Source organism: Candidatus Accumulibacter aalborgensis (genome assembly GCF_900089955.1).
Classification (GTDB): Bacteria; Pseudomonadota; Gammaproteobacteria; order Burkholderiales; family Rhodocyclaceae; genus Accumulibacter; species Accumulibacter aalborgensis.
On record NZ_FLQX01000136.1, the window covers coordinates 1 to 25,054 of the forward strand.

The following is a 25,054-nucleotide window of genomic DNA, read 5'->3' on the forward strand; positions in this document are numbered from 1 at the left end:
AACTATATCTACTTGTTATTGCCATTACTGTCCCACTTTATATCGTGCGTCGTCTATCTATGCATGGTGCTGTCGCCGTCTTCAATTTTTGTTTATACCCCCTAATCTTCTCCTATTTTTACCTTCTTGTACCAGCATTTATTCCATTTGTCACCTCCCTGGACAATTCACTGGCGTTGAGTGCGAATTCGTTTCAGGTAATTGATCAGCTAGCCGCTTGGAGCGTTTCCATTTTCTTTCTTGGATATATTTTATCTAAAGAACGTCACATCGCCTTCAACCAGAAACTAATATTCCCTGCTTTTTCCGTTTCCGTCTCACGAATTATTCAGGTAATTACAATTATCGTGTCCATGGTAATTCTTATAAGGCATGGCCCAGACCTGTATTCAATTTCCGGCGATCGAGGTATTTCTTATGAGTACTATTCAACAGAAATACTAAACGCATATAGACTCCCTGTGGTTTTTTCGTTTTCCATAATTAGTTCAACCTTCCTTTATCTACATCACCGAAATATAAATTACCAACTTCCAATCTTGATATTCTGCATCTTAGATGCATTGCAAGGAGGACGGGGGTATTCCTTTGCCGCGGTCACAATTATTGGGTTAAATTACCTAGCACTTAATATGAATAAATTCAAGCGAACCATCGGTATGGTACTCATATTTGTTGCGGCACTATTTCTATCTGCATTTATCCGGCGGTTTATGGCGGTAGACGAAACGGCTGACCCTATTGTCATATTGTTGGGTGAATTTTTTTTCACCCGTTTAACCGCTCAGATTACCTACGATACTTTTTCATCGCACGGCGATCTATTAACCTATTTGCTACTCGCCATGTCGAAAATGCTGCCGCAGTTTATCGTTGCCCCACTATTCAGCGAGGCTGTGCTAACCCCATACCACGTACTGGTTAACCAATGGGCGGATGCTGGTTTTGGCTTGGCCGGCAGTGTAATGGCTGAAGCTATCTACTACGGCGGCGTAAAATTTGGAATAGCAAGCCCGTTAATAATTTCTGCTATATTTCTGACAATAAATAGATCCACGCTAATTCTTCGACTTCCTGGCTATTTGTTCTTTCTGGTCGTAACTTCGTCCATGTACCTGATATTCAGAACAGGATTTTATACAAATTTTTTCTCGATCATATACGTGTTTTTATTTTATTATTCGATAATAATTTTCCCGTCACGCAAGAAACGGGTGTTTTTAGTTACCAAGAAAAGATAGTTGTATAAAATGGCAAAACGAGAAAAGATTCTCTTGTTTTTCACCGGCTTATATCCATACGGCCGGCAAGAAGCATTTATCGAGAATGAAATACCGTTCTTGGCAGAATGCTTTGACCACATTTGTTTATTACCGCAATTCTCGGCAGATTCATGCCGAGAGGTTCCGCGCAACGTTGCGATTACACCACTCCCTGAGATTCGGAGTTGGAAAAAGGCTGCAACCATTATTTCCAGGGCCGCCCTATCGATGATTTTTTGGAGGAATATCCATGAAACCATGGCCGGTTGCGATATTTTGTATCGACTACGAACGTTGGCGTCCTATGTTGGATTGGCTGGTGTTTATAAAGATTTCGTAGTAAGTAAGGTTATCCAAAAATTACCGAAGGACGCGGATATTTATCTCTATTCTTACTGGATGGACAGAAACGCATTGACCATGTTTTTTATCCGAGAACAAATATCAGTTAAAAAAATTGTTTGCCGCGTCCATAGATTCGATGTCTACGAAGAAATAAATCCGGATTCGTATTTGCCGCTAAGAGCATTGCTTCTTCGGCGCATAGATACCGTCCATTCGATCTCTAAACATGCGGTAGATTATCTGGAGAGTCGTTACCCAGGCTTAGCAAATTATGAAATCTCGCGGCTCGGCACCACGCGCGGTGATTTTCACGAACATATACAAAAGGAATCAAATGTCTTTCATATCGTTTCTGTATCGAATGTTATCCCCGTAAAACGAGTCCAATTAATTCTTGAAAGCGTGCAGTCATTTTCACGCCTAGCTCCACTGACCCGCGTTAAGTGGACTCACTTTGGCGATGGCTTGCTGTTTGAAGATCTTAAGCGGCAAGTTAGTGAAATTGATCTTCAAAATCTTGCTATTGATTTACGGGGCGGTCAATTGAACGCGGTTGTAAAGCAGTTTTATGAGCAAACACCAGTTGATCTATTTATAAACCTTAGTGAGTCAGAAGGAATCCCCGTTTCATTCATGGAGGCGATGAGTTTCTCGGTACCTGTGTTGGCAACAAACGTAGGTGGCGTTGGCGAAATACTTGATCCGTCCTGCGGCTATCTATTGACTGGAGCCATAACGGCTGATCAGGTCGCGGCTCGGATTCACGAAATCGCGACCGATCCGGTTCAGTTGCGGGCGCTTTCAGCGCGCGCACTGGCTGTGTGGAAAGACAAGTACAGCGCTGATACGACTTACCGCAGCTTCTGCGACAATTTGCTGAGCGCGATGTGATGGGCCTAAGAGCCAGATTGCTGCCCTTGCTTGGAGGTAATGTTTTTGCGCAGCTTCTACAAATAGCGGCGATTCCACTCCTGACACGTTTTTACGGTCCCGAGCGGTATGGGGAATATGGTCTTTTCGCTGCAAGCCTCCTCTTTTCCAGCATGGTCGCCACATTACGCTACGAGCTGGCGATACAACTGCCAAAGAGTGACTCATTGGCAAGCTGTATCGCAGCTTTATGTCTAGCGATCGCCAGCATGCTTTCGCTGGTTGTCTTCGGGCTGGCCTTTGTTCTGCTTCCCCGAATAAGCAACATTGTCGATGTCGGCCAGTTCTCCATCCTGCTGGCAGCAAGCACTCTGTTTTTGGGCGTCCACAATATTCTTAATGCCCTATCGCTGCGCTTTGGTCAGTACCGTATCAACGGCTTAGTCAAGATCGTTCAGGTCGGCGTCGGGTCTGGCTCTGCTCTTCTGCTGTATTGGGAAGGAAACAATAGATTTGGATTAATGTACGGGAACGTACTTGGCTACCTCATGGCGAGCTTGCTTCTACTCTTGCGATTGCGAAAACGGCTACTCTTTACTTCAGTGGGTGGTGACACTCTGCGTGCAATAAGAGTCGTTGCAAAGCGCTATTCTAGTTTTGCCATTTTTAATGCCCCGCAGGCATTGTTAGATGGGATGAGACCAATGCTAGTGGTTTCATTCATACAGAACACCTACGGCGGTAGCGCCGCAGGGTTCTATCACATTGCAAATCAACTCTTGCAAACCCCTGCATCAGTAGTTACACAAGCCTTTTCGCAGGTGCATTTCCGTTACCTTGTAGAGAGCATTGGCACAAGCGGTATTCGGCCGCTGATGCGCCGTCACCTGCTTCTACTAAGTTCGGTGGCTTTCGTCGGGGTTTTAGCGACTTTTCTAACAGCTGCACCACTGACAACACTTCTTTTCGGTTCTAAGTGGATTGGCCTCGATCAAACGTTAACTGCCTTAATCGTACTTGTGGCTGTAAATCTTATAGTTGCCCCCTTGGTTTTTGTGTTTCATGCAAAGCGCAAGCATCGCGAGTTTTTCGCCTGGGGCAGCATCTACAACTTGATGGCGATCGCCTCAATTTGGTTTGGCTGTAGCTATTTTTCGGAAGTAAACAATGCGTTGCGTTTCTATGCATTTGTTTCTTCTTCGATCTTGTTGGCGATCGGAGTGCATTCTGTAAAGCTTAGTCTAGAACAAAAATATTAAGCGAAAATTTCATAAGTGGGGTCAGCCAATCAGATGAAAGTATTATATCTTGCCGAATGGGACGTTTATTCCAACAGTGGTGTAGTTAGAAAAATTAGGGCCCAATTTGATTCATGGAAATCCTTAGGTGTGGATGCCCGTCTTGTGATTGTCTCACCGAGAACTATTGAGAAGAACCCGTTGATCTCTGGTGATGGAATCACAGTAATCTCGCATCGACGCGCTCGTTTCGGGATTGGAAAAATATTTAAGGCTCTGGCACTCCGCTCGGCAAAAAAAGCTGTACTGGAATTTTTGCCTGATGTTATCTATTACCGCCAGTCATCCTGGACCCCCGGGATTCTAAGCCTTTTGAAAGTTGCACGTTCTGTTGTAGTTGAAATCAACTCAAATGATGTGTTTGAGGTGCACCAGAACGGCTGGCTTAAGGCACGTTATCACTTAACTACTCGGACCTGGCTGATTGGAATTGTTAATGGATTTGTCTGCGTCGGCAGAGAATTGGGAGATTTTTACAATCAATATGGCAAGCCGGTTTGTGTAATTGGTAATGGTTTCGATACGAGTTCGGTATCGAGTCGTCCGCCGCCCTTCAACTTAAGACCTCAACTGATCTTCGTCGGATCAAAGGGGCAAACATGGCACGGGGTTGATAAATTGCTGAATGTTGCTGCTGTGCTGCCAGAAATGGACTTCCACATTGTTGGACAAGACGTCCAGGATGTTCCGGTAAATGTCAAAGCACATGGTTTTTTAACGTGGTCTCAACTTGACGATATTTATAAGAAAATGGATGCGGGATTTGGGAGTCTGGCGCTCCATAGGATAGAAATTGACGAAATAACTCCACTCAAAACGCGTGAATATCTGGCGTATGGTATTCCTGTAATTGGCGCCTATCATGATATTGATTTAGAGAATTGCTCGTACTATTTGCAACTACGCAATCAAGAAAATGGAGTTATAGAGTCCGTCGATTTGATTCGAGATTTTGTCTGGAAATGGAAAAATCGATCGATTGATAATAATGATGTAGTCATCAGGATTGGCTCGATGAACAAAGAGAGAAGGCGGTTAACTTTTTTCAAAAATATATCCATATCCTAAGTATTCTGCGGCTTCGGGAGTGAAGCCGGTTGTAAACTTCACAATTAGTCAATGGAGTCGGCCCAGTGATTGTAGGTATCGATGCTTCCAATATAAGGGTAGGAGGGGGAGTCACTCATTTAGTCGAGCTACTTCGAATTGCTGATCCAATAAAATCAGGAATTCAGAAAGTGGTAGTGTTTGCCGGAAAAAAGACACTTGACAGGATTGAGGCTCGTGAAGACTGGCTTCGAAAAGTTCATGTTCCTGATTTGGATAAAGGGCTCGCCTTACGAATGCTGTGGCAGCGCTTTAGGTTGTTATCCGCACTGAAAGATGAGGACTGTGGTGTTCTGTTGGTTCCTGGCGGCGTCCACTCTGCGGGCTTTTCCCCAATAGTGGCGATGAGCCAGAACCTGCTACCTTTCGAATGGCGAGAGCTTAGGCGCTATGGTTTGTCGTGGATGGCGCTAAAAATGACGTTGCTGCGATTTGTTCAAGGCAAGACGTTCAGGGAAGCCGGCGGAGTCATTTTTTTGACAAACTATGCCAAACGCGCCGTCACTAATGTCGTAGGGGAAGATCTTCGCAGCATTGCTGTCATCCCGCTTGGTATCCACAATCGCTTTTTGGCCTCGCCAAAAGACGCGTTGCCGATTTTACGTTATTCAAACGACGATCCATTCCGTCTGCTTTATGTGTCGGTCATCGATGTTTATAAACACCAATGGCACGTTACTGCCGCGGTTGCCAAACTTCGCAGCCTTGGATATCCGGTTGTTCTTGACTTGGTTGGTTCTTCGCTCCCGCGCTCTTTAGTTCGGCTTACGGAGGCGATTGCCCAGGTGGACCCCACTGGTACATTTATTCGATATCGCGGCCCGGTCGCACATGAAGAATTGTCATTGTTATACAGGCAGTGCGATGTGAATGTATTCGCATCAAGCTGCGAAAATATGCCGAATATTCTGATTGAAGCGATGGCCTCCGGATTGCCAATTGCATGCTCGAACCGGGGCCCGATGTCGGAGGTCCTGCGCGATGCGGGGGTCTATTTTGACCCAGAAAACCCGGATGAAATTTCGTCAGCGATCAAGGCGTTAATTGACTCGCCCGATGTTCGGGCAGCGAACGCAAAAAAGGCATTCGCGTATGCGCAAGAATACTCTTGGGAACGTTGCGCGGAGATGACTTTTGCATACTTACGTGACGTGGCAACCCGTGATTAACGGCAGGCCATATTAAACGTAGTGGAATTCAGGAGAAGTTTATGAAGGTGTTGATTCTGGGTGTTAGCGGCATGTTGGGAAACACCATGTTTCGTCGACTTTCCCTAGACCCTTTGCTTGCGGTCTTTGGTTCGGCGCGCACCAGCCACAGTGCGAGGTATTTCTCAAATGAGCTTCAGAAACAAATGGTGACCGGCGTGGATGTCGAGAATCACGACTCGCTTGTCAACTTGTTTGCAAAGATTACGCCGGACGTTGTAATTAATTGCGTCGGCCTTGTTAAACAGCTTTCGGACGCGAACGATCCATTACAAGCTGTGCCGATCAACTCTTTGTTACCTCACAGGTTGGCGGCACTTTGCAAATTGGCATCGGCTCGGTTGGTTCACATCAGCACGGACTGTGTCTTTTCCGGCGCTGCAGGCGGATATTTGGAGACTGACTTCCCCGATGCCTATGATCTTTATGGGCGAACCAAGCTTTTGGGGGAGGTCGACTACCAGCATGCAATCACGCTGCGCACCTCAATCATTGGCCATGAACTCGACGGTGCTAGGAGCTTACTGTGCTGGTTTCTCGCACAGCAGGACTCAGTAAAGGGATTTACGAAGGCCGTTTTCTCCGGTCTTCCAACGAATGAGCTGGCCCGGGTGATTCGCGACTTTGTGTTGCCAAATCCGCATCTTCATGGGCTTTATCACGTTGCATCGCAACCTATCGACAAGCATGCGCTGCTCCGTTTGGTTGCAGATATCTACGGCAGGTCCAATGAAATCATTCCGGACGATTGCCTGGTAATCGATCGCTCGTTGTGTGCAGATCGTTTCCGTGAGGCAACCGGGTATGTGGCACCGGCGTGGTCAAAATTAGTGCAAGAGATGTGTGAATTTAAGTAACGGAGATTGCTATGTTTGCTGGAAAAGTATTGATGATTACTGGTGGTACAGGCTCTTTCGGGAGTGCTGTTCTCAATCGTTTCCTCGAGACTACTGTTAGAGAAATTCGTATCTTTAGCCGCGATGAAAAGAAACAGGAGGACATGCGGATCGCCTACAGCAATCCGAAGCTCAAGTTTTACATTGGGGATGTTCGAAACTATGATTCCATATCCGAGGCGATGAAGGGCGTGGATTACATCTTCCATGCTGCTGCCTTGAAGCAGGTCCCTTCTTGCGAGTTCTATCCGATGGAGGCCGTTCGTACCAACGTTCTTGGCGCCGAAAATACAATGAATGCGGCGGTTGCAAATGGCGTAAAACGGGTGGTTGTATTGAGTACGGACAAAGCGGTTTATCCAATCAATGCAATGGGGATTTCCAAGGCGATGATGGAGAAATTGATGGTTGCCAAGTCCCGTATGCGCGATGCAGGCGAGACGGTGCTATGTGCGACGCGCTACGGGAACGTGATGGCTTCTCGTGGCTCGGTGATTCCGCTGTTCATTTCCCAAATCAAAGCAGGCACACCATTGACGGTTACAGACCCGTCGATGACGCGTTTTCTGATGTCCCTCGAGGATTCGGTCGACCTGGTGTTGCACGCATTTGAGCACGCACAGCAGGGCGACATCTTCATTCAGAAGGCCCCCGCCTCGACAGTGGAGGTGCTCGCTAATGCCCTAAACGAACTGTTTGGCAAGAAGACTGAGGTCAAGATTATTGGAACCCGACATGGTGAGAAGCTCTATGAGTCGCTGGTTTCCCGCGAGGAAATGGCTAAAGCTGAGGATAGGGGTCGGTATTACCGTATCCCGGCTGACAACCGGGATCTGAACTACAACAAGTATTTTGTGGAGGGTGAGACAAAGATCTCGGAATTCGATGACTACACTTCACACAATGCCGAGTGCCTCGATTTGGATGGTGTTAAAAAACTGTTGCTTGAGCTGGACTATATCCAGGAGCAGCTGCATGCTTAAGGTAATGACCATCGTTGGAACACGGCCAGAGTTGATCAAGATGAGCCGCGTTATAGCCGAGATGGATCGGCATACTCAACATTTGCTTGTTCATACGGGACAAAACTACGACTACGAGTTGAATCAGGTTTTCTTTGAAGATTTAGGTATTCGTAGGCCTGATTACTTCTTGGAAGCCGCTGGCGCAAATGCTATTCAAACAATTGCGCAAGTTATTTCAAAGAGCGATGAACTGTTTGAAAAGGAACGACCAGATGCAGTTCTGCTCTACGGGGATACAAATTCCTGCTTGGCTGTTCTCTCCGCTAAGCGCAGGAAAATTCCAGTATTTCATATGGAGGCAGGCAACCGGTGCTTTGATCAGCGAGTTCCTGAAGAGCTAAACCGCAAGGTTCTGGATCATCTCTCCGACATTAATATGGTGCTTACTGAGCATGCGCGGCGCTATCTTCTTGATGAAGGTATCCGACCCGAGACGATTATTAAGACGGGCTCGCATATGGATGAGGTGTTGGGTTTTTATATGCCCCGCATTCTTCAGTCGGATATTCTTTCACGCCTTGGGTTGGTCACAAATAAGTACTTTCTGGTTAGTGCACACAGGGAGGAGAATGTCGATTCGCCGGAAGCTCTCAGCGACTTGCTGGATGCCTTGAATGGTCTGGTGGATAAACATGGGTTCCCAGTTATTTTTTCGACTCACCCACGCACTAGAAGACGTCTTGAGGAAATTGGGCTCTCTGGCTTGAGCAACAAGGTTGAGTTTAGTAAGCCCTTTGGCTTTCATGATTACATTTTTTTGCAGATGAACGCTTTCTGCGTTCTTTCGGATAGCGGAACCATTACGGAAGAGGCTTCAATCCTGAATTTACCGGCTGTGATGATTCGCAATGCTCATGAGCGACCTGAGGGCATGGACGTTGGCACCTTGATCATGTGTGGTTTGAAGAGGGCTCAGGTATTGGATGCAGTTCGCGTTATTGCTGAGCAATATGTTCCGGGGAATAGATCAGTACTTCCTGTTGCTGAATACTTGAATCCCAATGTTTCCAGGCAGATAGTCAGAGTTGTGCTCAGCTATGTGGACTATGTGAATCGTACGGTCTGGTCAAAGTGAGGTTTCAGTGCGTATAGCTCTCCTTTCAGACGCGTATCCGCCCATACGAACCTCGGGTGCCGTGCAACTCAGGGACTTGGCGCAGGAGTTTGTGCGCCACGGGCATGGCGTAACGGTCATGGTGCCGTCTCAGGATCTGGCAAGCGCGTGGTCGCTTGAGTCGCTCGATGGGGTGCAGGTGCTACGCCTCGCCGCACTGCGCACCAAGGATACGGGCTACGTCAGGCGCACCTTGGGCGAGATGCTGCTGTCGTTCATGATGCGGCGTGGTTTGAGGACGAGCCCGCTGTGTGACGTTAAGTGGGATGGCGTCATATGGTATTCGCCGACGATTTTCCTCGGACCGCTGGCGGCGTCGCTCAAGCGTTCGTCGCATTGCGACGGCTATCTGATCTTGCGCGACATTTTTCCTGAATGGGCAGTGGATATGGGTCTGCTTAGCAAGGGGCCGGTCTATCGGTTCTTCAAGCTGGTTGAGCAGTATCAATATGCCGTGGCTGACACCATTGGTGTGCAGTCGCCCTCGGGTCTGCCTTACATGACGCCTTGGTCGAAAAAGCCAGGGCGACGCCTCGAAGTCCTGCAAAACTGGCTGGCACCAGCGCCGAATACCGGTTGCCGGCTTGCGATTTCCGAAAGCAGCCTGGCCGGGCGGAAGATTTTTGTCTATGCTGGAAATATGGGCCTGGCGCAGGGGATGGATGTGGTGCTCGACCTGGCAGAGCGCCTGATTGATCGAACGGATATCGGTTTCCTGTTCGTTGGTCGTGGCAGCGACGTAGCTCGCCTGTGCGCACTTGCCGCGGAGCGTGGACTAAGCAATGTGCTTTTTCACGACGAGGTCGAGCCGTGCGAGGTGCCGGGTTTGCTTGCGCAATGCCATATCGGGCTGGTGGTACTCGATCCACGCCACAAAACGCATAACGTTCCGGGCAAGTTCCTGACTTATATGCAGGCGGGGCTGCCGGTTCTGGCACGAATCAATGCTGGTAACGATCTGGCTGATCTGATCCGTAAGGAAAACGTGGGTACCGCCTGCATTGGTGATTCGCTTGATGAGCTGCAGGCGCTGGCGCTTGGGCTTTGCGACAACGTCGCTGGGCGAGCAGCAATGTGCGAGAGGGCGAAAACTCTGTCCGATTCTCGCTATTCGGCAAGAACTGCGGTTTCGCAGATTGTTTCGGCTTTGTCGGCAAGACCGTAGCTGGTATGGCCTCGCGACTGCGCCTCTTTTGGTGGAGCCTCGCGGGCTTTCTGCTGTTCTTCTTCTCCCTCGGAACAATTCTCTCGCTTCACACAGGCTCGGCAGGATCGATTCAATTGGTAGTAGTACTCGGTGGCGGCGGTCCGGAGCGGTTTGCCACCGGCTTGCAGATGATCCAGTCGGGCAAGGGCACTGACCTCTTGCTGATCCATCCGCTGGCGTCGCAGATCAGGGCGGCCAAAGAGGCCGCTGGGGCTGATCGGATGGCGGTGTTTACCGACGTGTTGTCGCACAGTTCCTGGGATGAGGCAATACGGACTCGAGCCTGGATGAGTGAGCACGGCGTTACGCGCGTCGCGGTGGTGAGCGATCCGCCGCATCTGCTGCGGCTGGCCTATATTTGGTCGCGCGTGTTTGCTGGCACCTCTCTGAGTTATTCACTGGTTGCGACCCAGCCGGCTTGGTGGTCCGCCTGGTGTTGGTGGGCCAACCGCGAGTCGCGCCTGTTTGTGGGCAACGAGGTGCTGAAACTGGCGTACTACGTTTGGCATTACTGAAAACGCTGATCCGGATCGTTGGGATCGTTTCTCCGCGCTTCCTGTGCGCTGGCGGTTCGTGAAAGAGGAAGCATAGAGATGCAGGCGGTTGGAAGACGCAGCCGAGGCGCAGACGATCGTCAGGCGGGCCTTGATCATCGTTCCGGCCACCTACCGAGGAGCGCCGCACGCCAGTCCGGAGTGGTCTATCCGCGGTACGCAATGCCGAGGTCGCCGGCGAGGCTGGGGTGCGGCGCTTCCAGCGTCGTTCCACCCGAGGGCGCGCGTGCTCTCGCCACTTCGCCGGAGCAGTGCCGCGAGCGTGGCGCGGCCGGAACGATGATCAAGGCCGTCAGGCGCCTCGGCCGGCGGGCTTGGAGTATTTTCGGTTGGGCGTTGGTACCAGGGGCGCAAACCACAGCAATCTGCAGGAGCCCGATTTATCGGGCGATAGGCGTTTGGATGCCGGTGCCGGGTGGGGAATGGCCAAGGTGTTTTCGCGGTTTGGAGGGCTTATCGCCCGATGAATCGGGCTCCTACAGGGGGTTGCGGGCAAGTTCGAGATCCCATTCCGGTGAGAAATGTTCTGACGACGCGATGCTGAAGTCGCCGCTTCCCGAATTACTATACTTTCTGGAGATATGTATAGTAACCGCTGAAGGAGCCGGGAATGCGATTCACGGATTTGTCTTTGTCGGCACAAACAGCGTTCGCAGAATTGAGCGAACAGGCGCACGCGGGCGAACTGCGCCTCGCTCTATCAGGCTTCCCGGGCAGCTTCCACAAGCGCTCGATAAAGGGGCGCCAGTACTGGTATTTCGGCTACCGTGATCTGCATGGCAAGGGGCGAATGGCCTATGTCGGCCCAGATAGTGCGCGGGTGCGTATTTTGGTCGATCGCTTTGCGACCCGGAAAGGTAGCCAGCCCTTGCGCCCCTTGACCGGCGCGGCAGTTGCCTTGGGCTGCGAAGTCGTGGCATCGAAGCACTTTCGCATGATCAAGCGTCTGGCTGATTATGGTTTCTTTCGCGCGGGAGGCCTGTTGATCGGCACGCATGCCTTCATTGCCATTGGCAATGTCCTGGGTGTGCGTTGGGCCGATAGCCAACGTACTCAGGATGTTGATTTCGCTCATGCCGGCAGGAACGTGTCAATTGCCTTGCCGGCCAAGTTGCAGTTGAGTGTCCACGATGCCTTGACGTCCCTCGAAATGGGTTTGCTACCGATTCGACAGTTCTTCGCTGGTGCGGGCGCGCAGTACCGGAATCCGAGTGATCCGGAATTGCGCCTCGACTTTGTCAGTTGCGCGCATCGCAAGGATGAGCCGCTGCTTGTGCTCACCGAGCTCGGTTTGGCGCTGCAACCGCTCAAGTTCATGGAGTTTGCTTTGCAGAATTCTACCCAGGGGTGTGTTCTGGCACGGGACGGTGCGTGCACAGTCAAGCTGCCGGACCCGGCCCGCTACGCCGTTCACAAGCTGATCGTGTACGGGGAGCGTCCGCTCAGGGAGCGCACAAAAGCGAGCAAAGATCTGCACCAGGCCGCCTGTCTGGCATCTTTTTTTGCTACGCGGGGGCCGGTGGAGAGCTTTAACCTAGAAACCTTTGTTGATGACACGAGAGCCCTTCGACACGCCCGCTACGCGGGCTGCTCAGGGCGAACGGAAGCTTACCCGTTGGGTGAGCCAAAAAATCCCGTTCCTGCTGAGCCTGTCGAAGCATGAACGGGATTTTCCCCCGCCAACAGAGGTTTTTAGGTTTAACGAGGCGTGGCGCGATGCCCTCGCGCGTGGCCACGGTTGGAAGACAAGGGCCCTGCAAGGCAAGACTGCTCTCCTGTCGCTGGCTCCTGATCTCGATGACAAAATGCTGTGGATTAACGATTGACGGTTGCGCGCGAAATCGGGGCGTGTATTGTGTGCTTGGGCGCTTGTAGGAGCCCGATTTATCGGGCGATTGGGCGTTTGGATGGCGCAGGGGCTCGGGCCGGCGTTGTCGCGGTTTGAAGGGCTTATCGCCCGATGAATCGGGCTCCTACAGTGGTGCACGGGTTGTGCACGTATCCTGGAATGTTCGTTCGCGCCTGCGTGGCCCTGCTCGATTTCATCGGCTCCGCCCGAATGCCGGGGTCCGGCGGACTTCGCCGTGGCGTGCAGTGCGACTGACAATGATGTTCCTGCAGAGTGTCAATAATATACATACGCACGAAAATTTCGTGAGTATGTATAATTCACCGGATGTTCCCTCGGCATCTCCTCTCGACGCTGCATCGCCTTTCGGGCTGCTTTCCGGTGGTCGTTATTACCGGGCCAAGGCAGTCGGGGAAAACAACGCTGGCCAGGGTCGCTTTTGGTGATAGGCCTTACGTCAGCCTGGAAGACCCGATCGAAAGGGCGTTCGCCATTGAAGATCCGAGAGGGTTTCTGGCCAGGTTTCCGGACGGAGCGGTGTTTGATGAGGCACAACGGTGGCCGGAGTTGTTCTCTCATCTGCAAGGCGTCGTGGATCGGTCGCGGCGACCCGGGATGTTCGTTCTGACCGGATCGCAGCAGTTTGGATTGCTTGCCGGTATAACCCAGTCCCTGGCGGGACGAGCAGGGTTGACCCACCTCTTGCCGTTGTCTCTTGCGGAGATCCCATCGGCAAAGGAGGCGGTGACTTCGCTCGATGCCCTATTGGTGAGGGGCGGCTATCCTGCTCTGCACGCTTACACAATCGATCCGGCGGACTGGTTCGCCAGCTACGTGGCCACCTATGTAGAGCGCGATGTGCGGCAGGTGCTGAACGTGCAGGATCTGTCGACGTTTCAGCGTTTCTTGCGCCTGTGCGCAGGACGTACGGGTCAGTTGCTCAATCTCAGTGCCCTGGCGGGTGAAGCGGGAATTTCCCAGACCACCGCACGTGCGTGGCTGTCGGTACTCGAATCGAGTTATCTGGTGTTTCTCTTGCCGCCATATCACCGGAACTTCGGTAAGCGACTGGTCAAGACGCCCAAGTTGTACTTCACGGATGTGGGGTTAGCAGCCTGGTTATTGGGCATTCGTTCGGCCGACGTGCTAGCGCTGCACCCCTCGCGCGGTGCCTTGTTCGAGACGCTGGTGGTCGGCGAGTTTCTCAAGGCGCGCTTCAATGCCGGGTTGCCGGCCGATCTCTATTTCTGGCGGGACAATAACGGCCTGGAGGCTGACCTGGTTTTTGAGCAGGGCCAGCGCCTGCAAACGATTGAAATCAAGTCGGGCCAGACTGCTACGACTGACTACATTCGCGCCGGACAAAGGTCGGCGCACTTTGCCGGCGACGCGGCCGCTCCTCCGTGGCTGGTTTACGGCGGGGATCAGGCTTATGTACGAAGCGGCTTGAGGGTGATGGGCTGGCGAGAACTGACCAATGATGTCGACTTGCTATCAACATAAAGGGACAGAATCGTCAACTCATGGTCGCATGCTTCCCACGGTAAATTTGTTCTGCTGCTCACCTGCTGAATTACCGTCATTCCCGCGTAGGCGGGAATCCAGTTCGTTTATCCAGATCGGTCTTTTAACATCTGGATCAGATGGATGAATCTGGATTCCCGCCGCGGCAGGGGGCTTTCAGCCTCGTTCGACGAACACGGCGTCCAGGGTCTGTGCGTCGAGCACGCGTTTCGCCCATGCCTCCATGAGCGCCGGTTCGGCGTGCGCCAGTTTGGTCTCGACCCAGGCCGGCGGGGGGCCGAAGCGCCAGGTCAACAACTGCGTCAGCAGGCGTGCCTCGCCTTTCTCGATCCCTTTTTCGATCCCTTTCGCGATCCCCTTCTCCATCCCCTTCTCTATCCCTTTTTCCATCGCCTGCTGTTCCCATTGCTCTGCAATCGTCAGCATCAGTTCACCTCCACCACTCAAAGTCTGCGTCACTGCCTGGCGCAATTCGTCACCGGTCAACCGGTCGATACTCGCCGCCTGCGCCAGGTACCGCAGCAGCGTGCGCACATAGTCCAAGCCATTCGAACTCTGCGCCAGGTCCCGCAGCAGTCCCAGAATTTCCGGCAGCCGGTCGCGCAACTCGTCCCGGAAAATGTACTTCAGGGTCAGCAGCGCCGTGTGCAGCATGACTGCACCCTGCAGTTCGTCGTCGCGGTAGCCGCTCAGGTCGATCAGGTGATACAAACACGCCGGCACGTAGGCACGCAGCCCGGGAGCGTCTACGACCTCATCGGCGAACTGCTGGCTCACGCCCCAGGTCGCCGTGCCGTGATAGACCACGACCGGCACGATCACCGGCAGGCGGCCAGCATTCCCGGCGTTGAGCCATTGTTCCCAGATCCGCACCCGGTAACGCAGCAGGTCCAGTCCGATGCGCGACTCGACATAGCTCTTGTGTTCGAACAGCACGTGCACATAGCTCGTCCCGCCACCGTGGAGGTCGACGGCGTAGAGCAGGTCCGCCGGATGCAGCACCAGTTCCGGGTCGAGAAACGAGTCCTTGGCCGCGCGCAACGTCTTCCAGTCCAGCGCCTGCACCGCGGCCGCCGGCAGATAGCGCTCCAGAAATTCCGCCGCCACCTCGGCTCGCCCGAACACTGCCTTGAAAAAGCGGTCGTGCGGGCTATTCAACGTCGTCATGTTCGCCCTCCACCAACCCGTTGGACTTCATCCTACCACTGTCAGGACTGACGTCGCTACTCGGAAACGAGAGGAAATTCGGGGCCGGTGCACTCAACTGTCCACCAGCCCTCGCAACCTGGCTCACGCGTTGCGCCAGGGGGATACGCTGTTATTCGCCACCGAATGAAGTGACTTCAAGAATCGTCGCCGCGGTGCATCACGGAACGCTACAGTTCATCGGCGTCGGCACGCCGCCCGACGAGGACGGTTCGGCCGATCTCCAGTACGTGCTGACCGCGGCGCGCAGCATCGGCCAGCACATGAGCGACTACCAGGGGATCGTCGACACGAGCACGGTGCCGGCCGGCACCGCCGACCGGGTGCGCGCGGCGGTCCAGGAAGTGCTGGCGGAACGCGGTGTCCGCGTGGACGTCGCCGTCGTCAGCAACCCGGAGTTCCTCAAGGAAGGCGCCGCGGTCGAGGACTTCATGCGTCCCGATCGCATCATCATCGGGGCCGACGACGAACGCGCCAGGTTGTCGATGCGGGCGATCTACGCGCCGTTTTCGCGTAACCGCGACAAGCGGCTGCGGATGGATACGCGCAGCGCCGAACTCACCAGGTACGCGGCCAAGGCCATGCTGGCGACGCGCATCCGTTTCATGAACGAACGGGCGCGGCTGGCCGAGCGCGTCGGCGCCGACATCGAACGGGTGCGCCACGGTATCGGTAGCGATCCGCGCATCGGCATGCACTTTCTCTACGCCGGCACCGGCTACGGGGGATCGTGTTTTCCCAAGGATGTCAAGGCGCTAGTCCGCACGGGCCACGACTTCGGCGTCGACCTGCGGGTGCTGACTGCGGTCAAGGCGGCGAACGATACCCAGAAGCGGGTGCGGGTCGACCAGGTCGTCGCCCGCTTTGGCGACGATTTACAGGGACGCCGCTTCGCCCTCTGAGGCCTAGCCTTCAAGCCGGACACCGACGACCTGCGCGAAGCGCCGAGCCAGGTGATCGTGCACGGGCTGCTGCGCCGCGGCGCGGCGATCCGGACTTACGATCCGCTGGCGATGGACGAAGCGCGGCGGGTGTTCGGCGACCTACCGGGGCTGAGCATCGCCAGCCACCAGGCGGACGCGCTGCGCGATGCCGATGCGCTGCTCATCGTTACCGAGTGGCGCGAGTTGAAGAGCCCGGACTTCGAGCAAATGCGGGCACTGCTCAAGCAGCCGCTGATCTTCGACGGCCGCAACCTCTTCGACCCCGCCCTGGTCCGCGGCCTCGGGCTCGAGTATTACGCCATCGGGCGAGGGGAGGGGCCTCGGGAGAGGGCGGGGCAGGACTGTCACCGAATTCCAAGCTGAAAAGGTGGAGGATGCAACGGGGCTTGATGTACAATAATTCTGTACAAGTTATCTGGAGTTGGACATGACCATCGAGACAACCTATAGCCAGGCCCGCGATCAGTTGAAAGCGCTGATGGATCGGGCCGTGGATGATCGCGAGATTGTGGTGGTGCGTCGCCGTTCCGGCGGGGCGGTGGCCATGATTGCTGCGGACGAACTGGAGAGTCTTACAGAAACCGCTCACCTTCTGCGTTCCCCCAAGAACGCAGAGCGAATGCTCTCTGCCCTGGGACGCGCTCGGGCGGGCGAGGTGCAGCCGACGCCTGTGCATACCCTGAAGCAGGAACTGGGGCTTGATGGCTAAGGTCGCCCGGCTTGCGGTTTTCCAGCCGGAATTTATCGAGGACCTGCGCTATTGGGTGGAGACTGATCGCCGTACAGCCAGGCGTCTGCTTGAACTGGTAGAGGCGGTGTTGGGGGATCCATTTGACGGGATCGGCAAACCAGAACCTTTGAAGTACCTGGGGGGTGACGTATGGTCGCGGCGCATCACTCAAGAGCATCGCTGTGTCTACCTGGTGAAAGCCGATCGCGTGGAGTTCTTGCAGGGGCGGTATCACTATTGAAACTCACGTGACTCGGCGGCGCCGCTAGCCTGGCCTAGGAAAAAAGCGAAAAAAGGGGACAGAAAAAAGGGAACCCTATAGTTAACTCCCCACGAGCCCTCGCCACTTCCCCGGCGTTGCGTTAGCCGGATACGCTGTCGATCGCCACTGAATGCGTCTACAGCGGCAACAGCCGCATGCCCTTCGCCGAACGCGACAACGTCGATCACCTGGTAATTCGGGGACAGTATATGTATCTCTGGGGGCTTTTGGCCGCAGGTAGACAGCAAATGTAGATACCGTCCGCACTATTGCGCGAACATCGCGTCGGCGCGTGGGGCCAGGACGCTCCCGCTCTCAGACCGTCGTGGGAGTCCCGCAGGGGATGTTGAACGACCGATTGACTGGCGCAACGAAGGAATCCGGGTCAGCGTGCGCGCTACCGCGCAGCCGCTCATGAATCGTGATCGGCCGGATGCGCTGATAGTGGGCCTGAACAAGGATGGCACGCTGGCGGCGCCGGGCGTCAAGGCGGCTTTGGCGACAGCGTTGTTCCCTGCAGGACATCTGTCGCTGGCCCGCTCGGCGCGCCTGGCCGGGATGACGATGTCGCACTTCGCCGCCCATGTTTCACGGCTCGGCATCGCGGTCATCCAACTGGATGCCCAGGAGGCCGTCAGCGACCTGGATACCCTGGAGCAATGGCTCGCATCGTCCTGACTAACGCGAGTCCGCTGATCGGTTTGTCGCTGGTGGATGGTTTGCCATGGCTGGCTGCGTTGTTTGGCGAAGTATGGATGCCCGAGGAATGATGGATGAGCGGGCCGGGCGGGCAACCCGCGCTGGAAATGGGCCTCCAGGTAGCCGGCACGGCGGCGGTCATCGGCATGGCCAAGACCCGAGGACTCGTCGCCTCCGCTCGAGACGTGTTCAGCGCCTTGCACCAGTCCGACTTCCGTATTTCCGCCGAAGTGATCCGGATGGTGCTGACCCGAGTGGGTGAGTAGCCAAGTAACGGTTCATCCTAGAAACCTCTGTTGATGACACGAGAGCCCTTCGACACGCCCGCTACGCGGGCTGCTCAGGGCGAACGGAAGCTCACCCGTTGGGTGAGCCGAAAAAATCCCGTTCGTGCTGAGCCTGTCGAAGCATGAACAGGATTTTCCCCCGCCAACCGAGGTTTTTAGGTTCATCGTTCACAGGTGGTGGCGGGTGGGAGGATGCAGCCAGGCTTTCCGTCCGCGCTACGCGATGCCGATGCGCTGCTCATCGTTACCGAGTGGCGCGAGTTCAAGAGCCCAGACTTCGAGCAAATGCGGGCACTGCTCAAGCAGCCGCTGCTCTTCGACGGCCGCAACCTCTTCGACCCCGCCCTGGTCCGCAGCCTCGGGCTCGAGGATTACGCCATCGGGCGAGGGGAGGGGCCTCGGGGTGGGTGGCGCTGGAGCGGTAGAGGGCGGCGGCAGGGGCAGCGGCTGGGCGGTCCGAGTTTGCAAGTGAGAATACTGTCACTGAATTCCGTCCACCGTATTCGCTACCGCAAGCGACTTGGCGGCGTTGGCAGGGCAATTTCCGCTTGCTTATGCCCAATATGGGTTTTAACATGCCCAAGATGGGTACGATAGAACAGCCTGATCCGTTGCATCAACCAGCCAGCATGGCGGACTCCCTGTTTTCGTCCACCCGGCAGCGGGTGCTGGGCCATCTGTTTGGCCAACCGGAGCGGAGTTTTTTTGCCAACGAGCTGATCGGTCTGGTTGGAGCGGGATCCGGGGCAGTGCAGCGTGAACTGAAGCGGCTGGCCGAAAGCGGGCTGGTAACGGTGACGCAGCGCGGCAACCAGAAGCATTTCCAGGCGAATCCTGCTTCGCCCATTTTTGCCGAGCTTTGTGGCATCACGCAGAAAACCTTCGGGCTCGCTGGGCCGCTGCGCGAGGCGCTCGCAGCGCTGGCTGATCAGATTGACGCTGCTTTCGTGTTCGGGTCGGTGGCAAAGAAAAGCGACACCGCGGCGAGCGACATCGACTTGATGGTGATAAGCGACAGCCTGACTTACGCAGACTTGTTCGGGACGCTGGAAGCGGTGGCCGGCAAGCTTGGCCGACCCGTAAACCCTACGGTTTATTCGCCTGCGGAACTGGCTCGTCGGGTTGGCGAAGGCAATGCCTTCGTGACGCGGGTGCTGGCGCAGCCCAAGCTATGGCTGATCGGGGATGAGCATGACCTCGTCGCCGCTTGAGAATCTGTGCTGGCCAGGCAAGCCGCTGGCGAAAGAGCCGCCGGATGCACGTGAGGTTGCAGGCTTGAAGCGCTCGGCCCTCGCTCGTCTGAAGGATGCGGAAACCCGGCCAATTCGCTGGAAAGCCGCTTCGACCTGGCCTATAACGCGGCCCATGCGCTCTGCCTGGCTGCACTGCGTTGGCATGGCTACCGGGCCGGCAACCGCTACATCGTGTTTCAGGTGCTGCCGCACACCTTGGGTCTGGGCCCGGAGGTTTGGCGTGTGCTGGCCAAATGCCATGCAACCCGCAATCTGGGCGAGTACGAAGGCGATCTGAACGTGGACGAGCGGCTCGTCGCCGACCTGATCGAAGCCTGTGGCAAGGTCGCCGCCCGACTGGGCGGGGTAACACGTAATTCGGGTAACACGTAATGCCGTAATTCGGAAACAGTATATGTATCTGGGGTGTTCAGGATCCTTCGACGAATACGGCGTCCAGGGTCCGTGCGTCGAGCACGCGCTTCGCCCACGCCTCCAGTAGCGCCGGTTCGGCTTGCGCCAGTTTGGTCTCGACCCAGACCGGCGGGGGCCCGAAGCGCCAGGTCAACAACTGCGTCAGCGGTCGTGCCTCGCCTTTCACGATCCCTTTTTCCATTGCCTGCTGTTCCCATTGCTCTGCAATCGTCAGCATCAGTTCACCTCCACCACTCAAAGTCTGCGTCACTGCCTGGCGTAATTCGTCACCGCTCAACCGGTCGATACTCGCCGCCTGCGCCAGGTATCGCAGCAGCGTGCGCACATAGCCCAAGCCATTCGAACTCTGCGCCAGGTCCCGCAGCAGTCCCAGAATTTCCGGCAGCCGGTCGCGCAACTCGTCCCGGAAGATATACTTCAGGGTCAGCAGCGCCGTGTGCAGCATGACCGCACCTTGCAGCTCGTCGTCTCGGACCAGCGCGTGCCGCTGCTCGATTTCATCGGTGCGATCGAAAGCGCTTTCGGCAAGACGGCGACAAAGCGGCTATTGCCGATGCCGGATAGCGACGACCAGGCCACTTGGGCCGAGACGTCGTTGCTCAAGGATTGGATCGACTTCTCGCACCGAGCATCCCCCATTGAGGAAGGCGTCAGCCGCTTCGTCACCTGGTATCGCGACTGACGAGGTTTGAGCGAGGTCTCGGGGAATAGTCTGCTCCGCCCGAATGCCGGGGTCCGGCGGACTTCCCAGTGGCGTGCAATGCGACTGACAATAAGGTTCCCACAGAGCGTGGACAATATACATATGCACGAAAGTTGCGTGAATATGTATAATTGCTCGGATGTTCCCTCGGCATCTCCTCTCGACGCTGGATCGCCTTTCGGGCTGCTTTCCGGTGGTCGTTATTACCGGGCCAAGGCAGTCGGGGAAAACAACACTGGCCAGACTCGCTTTTGGCGATAGGCCTTACGTCAGCCTGGAAGACCCGATCGAAAGGGCGTTCGCCATTGAAGATCCGAGTGGGTTTCTGGCCAGGTTTCCGGACGGAGCGGTGTTTGATGAGGCACAACGGTGGCCGGAGTTGTTCTCTCATCTGCAAGGAGTCGTGGATCGGTCGCGGCGACCCGGGATGTTCGTTCTGACCGGATCGCAGCAGTTTGGATTGCTTGCCGGTATAACCCAGTCCCTGGCGGGACGAGCAGGGTTGACCCACCTCTTGCCGTTGTCTCTTGCGGAGATCCCATCGGCAAAGGAGGCAGTGACTTCGCTCGATGCCCTATTGGTGAGGGGCGGCTATCCTGCTCTGCACGCTTACACGATCGATCCGGCGGACTGGTTCGCCAGCTACGTGGCCACCTATGTAGAGCGAGATGTGCGGCAGGTGCTGAACGTGCAGGATCTGTCGACGTTTCAACGTTTCTTGCGCCTGTGCGCAGGACGTACGGGTCAGTTGCTCAATCTCAGTGCCCTGGCGGGTGAAGCGGGAATTTCCCAGACCACCGCACGTGCGTGGCTGTCGGTACTCGAATCGAGCTATCTGGTGTTTCTTTTGCCGCCCTATCACCGGAACTTCGGTAAGCGACTGGTCAAGACGCCCAAGTTGTACTTCACGGATGTGGGCTTGGCCGCCTGGTTATTGGGCATTCGTTCGGCCGACGTGCTAGCGCTGCACCCCTCGCGCGGTGCCTTGTTCGAGACGCTGGTGGTCGGCGAGTTTCTCAAGGCGCGCTTCAATGCCGGGTTGCCGGCCGATCTCTATTTCTGGCGGGACAACAACGGCCTGGAGGCTGACCTGGTTTTTGAGCAGGGCCAGCGCCTGCAAACGATTGAAATCAAGTCGGGCCAGACTGCTACGACTGACTACATTCGCGCCGGACAAAGGTCGGCGCACTTTGCCGGCGACGCGGCCGCTCCTCCGTGGCTGGTTTACGGCGGGGATCAGGCTTATGTACGAAGCGGCTTGAGGGTGATGGGCTGGCGGGAACTGACCAATGATGTCGACTTGCTATCAACATAAAGGGACAGAATCGTCAACTCATGGTCGCATGCTTCCCACGGTAAATTTGTTCTGCTGCTCACCTGCTGAATTACCGTCATTCCCGCGTAGGCGGGAATCCAGTTCGTTTATCCAGATCGGTCTTTTAACATCTGGATCAGATGGATGAATCTGGATTCCCGCCGCTGCAGGGGGCTTTCAGCCTCGTTCGACGAACACGGCGTCCAGGGTCTGTGCGTCGAGCACGCGTTTCGCCCATGCCTCCATGAGCGCCGGTTCGGCGTGCGCCAGTTTGGTCTCGACCCAGGCCGGCGGGGGCCCGAAGCGCCAGGTCAACAACTGCGTCAGCAGGCGTGCCTCGCCTTTCTCGATCCCTTTTTCCATCGCCAGCTGTTCCCATTGCTCTGCAATCGTCAGCATCAGTTCACCGCCACTCAAACGCCACTCCCTCGGTCAACGACGACCACCGCGGAAGCCACCGCCACCGAAGCCGCCACCGCCAAAGCGATCGCCACCCCCGAAACCGCCACCCCCGAAGCGATCACCGCCACCAAAGCCGCCACCGCCAAAGCGACTATCACCGCCTGCGGCCCCGGCGAAGCCACCGAAACGGTCATCGCCGCTGCTCCTCGCCGCCGCTTCCCGGTCACCCCACGACGAAGCACCGGGCGAACTCGACCATCCGTTTGACGAGTGTTGCTGCCAGCCATCGCCGGTGTTGGTGTGCACGTTGCCGTTGATATCGGCATAATGGTTGTTGCCCATGGAGCCCGTGCTCCAGGTGTTGGTCTTGCCGGTGTTGGCGTTGTAGGTCGATCCTTCACCGGCGTGGGCGTAGCCATCGGGGCCGGCGGTCGTCGCTCCGCTGCGCTGATACGTGCTGCCGCCGGCGCCGGTGGCCGAGACGCTCGACGCCGTCGATCGCTGTCCGGAATAGACGTTGTCATTGCTGGCGCGGGCCACATTCCCGGAACCACCGGCGGCGGTGTTCATCGTGCGGTCGTAGCCGCGCGTGTAGTTGCCGGTGTTGGCGTTGAACTGTTTGCCTGCGTCGTAGCTGCCGGAGGTGCCGGTGCGCTGGTTGTAGTAGCTGCCGCTGGCGGTCGTTCCGGCGACGCCGCCACCGGTATACCACGAGCGCGTGCCGGCGGTCACCGTGTTGCCCCAGTGGCCGTAAACATTGGCGCTGGCGGAAGCGCAGCACGGGTAGCCACCCCAGTACGCCGGATGGTAGTACGCGCCGTAGACGGCATATGCGCCGCCGTAGTAGGGCGTTGCCCAGGCTGCCGTGGCCAGTCCGACGGCAAAGCCGAAGGTGAAGCCGACATAGGGGTTGTAGACCGGCGCCGCAGCGACGGTATAAGTCACTGGCGCCGGGTACCAAACCGAGCCGATCCACGGCGTGTAGGCGTAGCCGGTGCCGTACACAACGGTTCCCGTGGGCTCGACGACGGTGCCGAGATAGCCGGGGGTATAACCCGTGTACACCACGCTTGGCGTCGCTTCGTAAATGCGCACATAGGTGACGTAGTGCAGCGGTGACGACGGCGGGATCGTGTAGATGACCGCAGGTACCGAGCTTGCGACCCGCCATGGCCCGGTCAACTGCGATGCGGTGAACCATACGCCGGCCGAGACCGCGTAAAAGCTGTTCGCGTTCACCTGCACGACCGGCACCGATGCGTTGGCGACATAGGTCAGCGGCGTGCCGGGAATCTGCGCGTACTGCGGAGGACCATCGAAGGACGGCGTGAATTGCGGCCCGTTGTTGAGAGGAACGGTCGCCGTCTGCGGGATCGAGTTGGCTATCGCCGCTTCCTGTGCCTGTGGCGTACCAGCCACTGAAGGTAGCACGGCAGCGGCCGCCGACCCGGTCGGAATCTGCGCGAAGCCTGCTGGCAAGGCATTGCTGGCGACGAAGGTCCACGGTCCGGTGAGCGCAGCGGCGCGGAACCAGCGACCGGCGAGGAGGACGTAGTAGGCGTTGTTGTCGAGGTCGATCAGCACGTCGTTGGTCGTGTTTGCCGCCCACAGCAGTTGCGTGCCGACGACCGGAACGAAATCGGGTTGGCCATTGAAGATGACCAGCTCGGCCGGGCCCTGGACGGTATAGATCGTCGGCACGCCGTTGGCCAGTGATGGCTTCGGGCTGGCCTTGGGTCCGCCGTCGAGCAGGTCGACCGTCGCCGCCTTGGCGAGTTGCTGGGCGACGGCGTCGGCGACCTTTCTCTCCACTGGCCCGAACGACGCCTGCGTCCACGGACCGCCGAGCGAACTCGATGTGAGCCATCCGTCATAAACGTGAATGTAGTAGCTGTCGCCCACGCCGCGTTTGAGGATCAGGGCCCGCGTATTGATCACCCGTTGCAGCAGGGCGTGGCCTGGCACCGGCTTGAGTACCGGCGCGCCATCGATCGGCACCAGGATCGCCGGCGAGTAGCTGATGATGACCTGCGGCGGTGTGTTGTCGACCGGCACCGTCGACGGCTTGATCCCGGCCGCAGCCAGCGACGCCTGTAGCCGATCGAGCGAAATCGTCCTCAGGTCGGCCGAGAAGCGCGTCTGCAGTTCGGCTGCATACGCGGCGCCACGATCCGGCAGCGTCGGGAAATCGCTGCGCGTGATCTTCAGGTTTTCGAACACGACGGTACGCGCCACCTTGTCGACCTGCGTGCGCGCGGTCGCAAACACCACTCCGAAAGTCTCCTGCTGCGCACCGGTCGGCTTGATCGCCAAGGCGGCGCGAAAGTCGATTCTATTGTCGGTCCACTGGTTTATCTGCGGCTGATAGACGAGTACGGCCGCGTTGCTGAGGCTGAGATCTCGCGGCCAGGGATCGGCCGGCGGCGCCGTATTCGGCGTCTGCGCGAGGGCGCTGATCGCCAGGTTGGCAATCAGAAAGCCGGCAAAGATGATGGCTGCGACGAGGCGATGAACATTCATGGTTGGACTCTCAGGTCAGGAGGTCAGGAGGTCAGGATTGGGCTCGAAGGAGGACGAGGG

23 protein-coding genes and 3 pseudogenes are annotated in these 25,054 nt (G+C 56.1%); 22 read left to right on the forward strand and 4 right to left on the reverse strand.

The window, feature by feature from the left end:
• The 12 genes from ACCAA_RS16240 to ACCAA_RS16295 form a co-directional block, all read left to right on the forward strand.
• Positions 1-1,241 (forward strand): O-antigen polymerase (locus ACCAA_RS16240; RefSeq protein ID WP_186408302.1); only part of this gene is annotated, 1,241 nt, incomplete at its 5' end.
• Positions 1,242-1,250: 9 nt separating this feature from the next.
• Positions 1,251-2,498, forward strand: coding sequence for a glycosyltransferase (locus tag ACCAA_RS16245; RefSeq protein WP_186408303.1), 1,248 nt, complete (start codon positions 1,251-1,253; stop codon positions 2,496-2,498).
• Between the two features lie 17 nt (positions 2,499-2,515).
• The gene (locus ACCAA_RS16250) at positions 2,516-3,736 is read left to right on the forward strand and encodes a lipopolysaccharide biosynthesis protein (protein WP_186408304.1); all 1,221 of its coding nucleotides are present in this window, start codon (positions 2,516-2,518) and stop codon (positions 3,734-3,736) included.
• A 33-nt stretch (positions 3,737-3,769) separates the two neighbouring features.
• The gene (locus tag ACCAA_RS16255) at positions 3,770-4,843 is read left to right on the forward strand and encodes a glycosyltransferase family protein (RefSeq protein ID WP_186408305.1); all 1,074 of its coding nucleotides are present in this window, start codon (positions 3,770-3,772) and stop codon (positions 4,841-4,843) included.
• A 65-nt stretch (positions 4,844-4,908) separates the two neighbouring features.
• Positions 4,909-6,051 carry a glycosyltransferase family 4 protein gene (locus ACCAA_RS16260; RefSeq protein WP_186408306.1) on the forward strand — a complete coding sequence of 381 codons (1,143 nt, stop codon included), beginning with the start codon at positions 4,909-4,911 and terminating at the stop codon, positions 6,049-6,051.
• Positions 6,052-6,092: 41 nt separating this feature from the next.
• On the forward strand, positions 6,093-6,947 hold the full coding sequence (locus ACCAA_RS16265; RefSeq protein ID WP_186408307.1) for a dTDP-4-dehydrorhamnose reductase family protein: 855 nt from the start codon (positions 6,093-6,095) through the stop codon (positions 6,945-6,947).
• Between the two features lie 11 nt (positions 6,948-6,958).
• The gene (locus tag ACCAA_RS16270; protein WP_186408308.1) at positions 6,959-7,969 is read left to right on the forward strand and encodes a polysaccharide biosynthesis protein; all 1,011 of its coding nucleotides are present in this window, start codon (positions 6,959-6,961) and stop codon (positions 7,967-7,969) included.
• Positions 7,962-9,086 carry a non-hydrolyzing UDP-N-acetylglucosamine 2-epimerase gene (wecB, locus tag ACCAA_RS16275; protein ID WP_186408309.1) on the forward strand — a complete coding sequence of 375 codons (1,125 nt, stop codon included), beginning with the start codon at positions 7,962-7,964 and terminating at the stop codon, positions 9,084-9,086. The genes ACCAA_RS16270 and wecB overlap by 8 nt, the downstream gene beginning before the upstream one ends.
• A gap of 241 nt (positions 9,087-9,327) precedes the next feature.
• On the forward strand, positions 9,328-10,290 hold the full coding sequence (locus ACCAA_RS16280; protein WP_245754623.1) for a glycosyltransferase family 4 protein: 963 nt from the start codon (positions 9,328-9,330) through the stop codon (positions 10,288-10,290).
• Between the two features lie 5 nt (positions 10,291-10,295).
• Positions 10,296-10,847 carry a YdcF family protein gene (locus ACCAA_RS16285; protein ID WP_186408311.1) on the forward strand — a complete coding sequence of 184 codons (552 nt, stop codon included), beginning with the start codon at positions 10,296-10,298 and terminating at the stop codon, positions 10,845-10,847.
• Positions 10,848-11,496: 649 nt separating this feature from the next.
• The gene (locus ACCAA_RS16290) at positions 11,497-12,549 is read left to right on the forward strand and encodes a GSU2403 family nucleotidyltransferase fold protein (protein WP_245754617.1); all 1,053 of its coding nucleotides are present in this window, start codon (positions 11,497-11,499) and stop codon (positions 12,547-12,549) included.
• Between the two features lie 513 nt (positions 12,550-13,062).
• Entirely contained in the window at positions 13,063-14,238 is a 1,176-nt protein-coding gene (locus ACCAA_RS16295; RefSeq protein WP_186408312.1) for an ATP-binding protein, read from the forward strand.
• Positions 14,239-14,415: 177 nt separating this feature from the next.
• Here the strand turns inward: ACCAA_RS16295 and ACCAA_RS16300 are convergent, their stop codons facing one another.
• Entirely contained in the window at positions 14,416-15,426 is a 1,011-nt protein-coding gene (locus ACCAA_RS16300; protein ID WP_186408313.1) for an Rpn family recombination-promoting nuclease/putative transposase, read from the reverse strand.
• A 173-nt stretch (positions 15,427-15,599) separates the two neighbouring features.
• On the opposite strand from ACCAA_RS16300, the pseudogene ACCAA_RS16305 reads away from it, so the two are divergent.
• From ACCAA_RS16305 to ACCAA_RS16340, 8 genes and pseudogenes are all read left to right on the forward strand, one after another.
• Positions 15,600-16,772 (forward strand): annotated as a pseudogene (locus ACCAA_RS16305) (UDP-glucose dehydrogenase family protein); the annotation flags it as partial.
• A 64-nt stretch (positions 16,773-16,836) separates the two neighbouring features.
• On the forward strand, positions 16,837-17,118 hold the full coding sequence (locus tag ACCAA_RS16310) for a type II toxin-antitoxin system Phd/YefM family antitoxin (protein WP_186408314.1): 282 nt from the start codon (positions 16,837-16,839) through the stop codon (positions 17,116-17,118).
• Positions 17,111-17,380 (forward strand): Txe/YoeB family addiction module toxin, encoded by a 270-nt coding sequence (locus tag ACCAA_RS16315; RefSeq protein ID WP_169071575.1) that lies wholly within the window; start codon positions 17,111-17,113, stop codon positions 17,378-17,380. The genes ACCAA_RS16310 and ACCAA_RS16315 overlap by 8 nt, the downstream gene beginning before the upstream one ends.
• 435 nt (positions 17,381-17,815) lie before the next feature.
• Positions 17,816-18,079, forward strand: a complete 264-nt coding sequence (locus ACCAA_RS16320; RefSeq protein WP_186408337.1) for a UPF0175 family protein — start codon at positions 17,816-17,818, stop codon at positions 18,077-18,079.
• 95 nt (positions 18,080-18,174) lie between these two features.
• A complete protein-coding gene (locus tag ACCAA_RS22755; protein ID WP_425394491.1) occupies positions 18,175-18,366 on the forward strand; it encodes a DUF3368 domain-containing protein in 192 nt (63 codons plus the stop codon).
• Positions 18,367-18,600: 234 nt separating this feature from the next.
• Positions 18,601-18,774, forward strand: a pseudogene (locus ACCAA_RS22195) (UDP binding domain-containing protein); the annotation flags it as partial.
• Between the two features lie 242 nt (positions 18,775-19,016).
• A complete protein-coding gene (locus ACCAA_RS16335) occupies positions 19,017-19,598 on the forward strand; it encodes a nucleotidyltransferase domain-containing protein (protein ID WP_245754619.1) in 582 nt (193 codons plus the stop codon).
• A pseudogene (locus tag ACCAA_RS16340) lies at positions 19,579-20,012 on the forward strand (hypothetical protein). The gene ACCAA_RS16335 and the pseudogene ACCAA_RS16340 overlap by 20 nt, the downstream one beginning before the upstream one ends.
• Positions 20,013-20,049: 37 nt before the next feature.
• On the opposite strand, the gene ACCAA_RS16345 reads toward ACCAA_RS16340, so the two are convergent.
• On the reverse strand, positions 20,050-20,499 hold the full coding sequence (locus tag ACCAA_RS16345; RefSeq protein WP_186408316.1) for an RpnC/YadD family protein: 450 nt from the start codon (positions 20,497-20,499) through the stop codon (positions 20,050-20,052).
• Between ACCAA_RS16345 and ACCAA_RS16350 the strand changes: the two genes are divergently transcribed.
• Both ACCAA_RS16350 and ACCAA_RS16355 read left to right on the forward strand, forming a co-directional pair.
• Entirely contained in the window at positions 20,491-20,736 is a 246-nt protein-coding gene (locus ACCAA_RS16350) for a hypothetical protein (RefSeq protein ID WP_186408317.1), read from the forward strand. The two genes, ACCAA_RS16345 and ACCAA_RS16350, sit on opposite strands and share 9 nt — an antisense overlap.
• Positions 20,737-20,896: 160 nt before the next feature.
• Positions 20,897-22,072 carry an ATP-binding protein gene (locus tag ACCAA_RS16355; protein ID WP_186408318.1) on the forward strand — a complete coding sequence of 392 codons (1,176 nt, stop codon included), beginning with the start codon at positions 20,897-20,899 and terminating at the stop codon, positions 22,070-22,072.
• 177 nt (positions 22,073-22,249) lie between these two features.
• Here ACCAA_RS16355 and ACCAA_RS16360 read toward each other — a convergent pair whose 3' ends face one another.
• Both ACCAA_RS16360 and ACCAA_RS16365 read right to left on the reverse strand, forming a co-directional pair.
• Positions 22,250-22,471, reverse strand: coding sequence for a hypothetical protein (locus ACCAA_RS16360; protein WP_186408319.1), 222 nt, complete (start codon positions 22,469-22,471; stop codon positions 22,250-22,252).
• 33 nt (positions 22,472-22,504) lie between these two features.
• Positions 22,505-24,994, reverse strand: a complete 2,490-nt coding sequence (locus ACCAA_RS16365; protein ID WP_186408320.1) for an autotransporter — start codon at positions 24,992-24,994, stop codon at positions 22,505-22,507.
• Between the last annotated feature and the right edge of the window lie 60 nt (positions 24,995-25,054).

Coding starts and splice junctions, on each gene's coding strand:
- wecB (WP_186408309.1), top strand. CDS start 7,962: ATGCTTAAGGTAATGACCATCGTTGGAACACGGCCAGAGTTGATCAAG.
- ACCAA_RS16315 (WP_169071575.1), top strand. CDS start 17,111: ATGGCTAAGGTCGCCCGGCTTGCGGTTTTCCAGCCGGAATTTATCGAG.
- ACCAA_RS16245 (WP_186408303.1), top strand. CDS start 1,251: ATGGCAAAACGAGAAAAGATTCTCTTGTTTTTCACCGGCTTATATCCA.
- ACCAA_RS16355 (WP_186408318.1), top strand. CDS start 20,897: ATGTTCCCTCGGCATCTCCTCTCGACGCTGGATCGCCTTTCGGGCTGC.
- ACCAA_RS22755 (WP_425394491.1), top strand. CDS start 18,175: ATGAGCGGGCCGGGCGGGCAACCCGCGCTGGAAATGGGCCTCCAGGTA.
- ACCAA_RS16285 (WP_186408311.1), top strand. CDS start 10,296: ATGGCCTCGCGACTGCGCCTCTTTTGGTGGAGCCTCGCGGGCTTTCTG.
- ACCAA_RS16290 (WP_245754617.1), top strand. CDS start 11,497: ATGCGATTCACGGATTTGTCTTTGTCGGCACAAACAGCGTTCGCAGAA.
- ACCAA_RS16360 (WP_186408319.1), bottom strand. CDS start 22,471: ATGCTGACGATTGCAGAGCAATGGGAACAGCTGGCGATGGAAAAAGGG.
- ACCAA_RS16270 (WP_186408308.1), top strand. CDS start 6,959: ATGTTTGCTGGAAAAGTATTGATGATTACTGGTGGTACAGGCTCTTTC.
- ACCAA_RS16280 (WP_245754623.1), top strand. CDS start 9,328: ATGCTGCTGTCGTTCATGATGCGGCGTGGTTTGAGGACGAGCCCGCTG.
- ACCAA_RS16300 (WP_186408313.1), bottom strand. CDS start 15,426: ATGACGACGTTGAATAGCCCGCACGACCGCTTTTTCAAGGCAGTGTTC.
- ACCAA_RS16365 (WP_186408320.1), bottom strand. CDS start 24,994: ATGAATGTTCATCGCCTCGTCGCAGCCATCATCTTTGCCGGCTTTCTG.
- ACCAA_RS16265 (WP_186408307.1), top strand. CDS start 6,093: ATGAAGGTGTTGATTCTGGGTGTTAGCGGCATGTTGGGAAACACCATG.
- ACCAA_RS16345 (WP_186408316.1), bottom strand. CDS start 20,499: ATGCTGCACACGGCGCTGCTGACCCTGAAGTATATCTTCCGGGACGAG.
- ACCAA_RS16320 (WP_186408337.1), top strand. CDS start 17,816: ATGAATCGTGATCGGCCGGATGCGCTGATAGTGGGCCTGAACAAGGAT.
- ACCAA_RS16295 (WP_186408312.1), top strand. CDS start 13,063: ATGTTCCCTCGGCATCTCCTCTCGACGCTGCATCGCCTTTCGGGCTGC.
- ACCAA_RS16255 (WP_186408305.1), top strand. CDS start 3,770: ATGAAAGTATTATATCTTGCCGAATGGGACGTTTATTCCAACAGTGGT.
- ACCAA_RS16335 (WP_245754619.1), top strand. CDS start 19,017: ATGGCGGACTCCCTGTTTTCGTCCACCCGGCAGCGGGTGCTGGGCCAT.
- ACCAA_RS16310 (WP_186408314.1), top strand. CDS start 16,837: ATGACCATCGAGACAACCTATAGCCAGGCCCGCGATCAGTTGAAAGCG.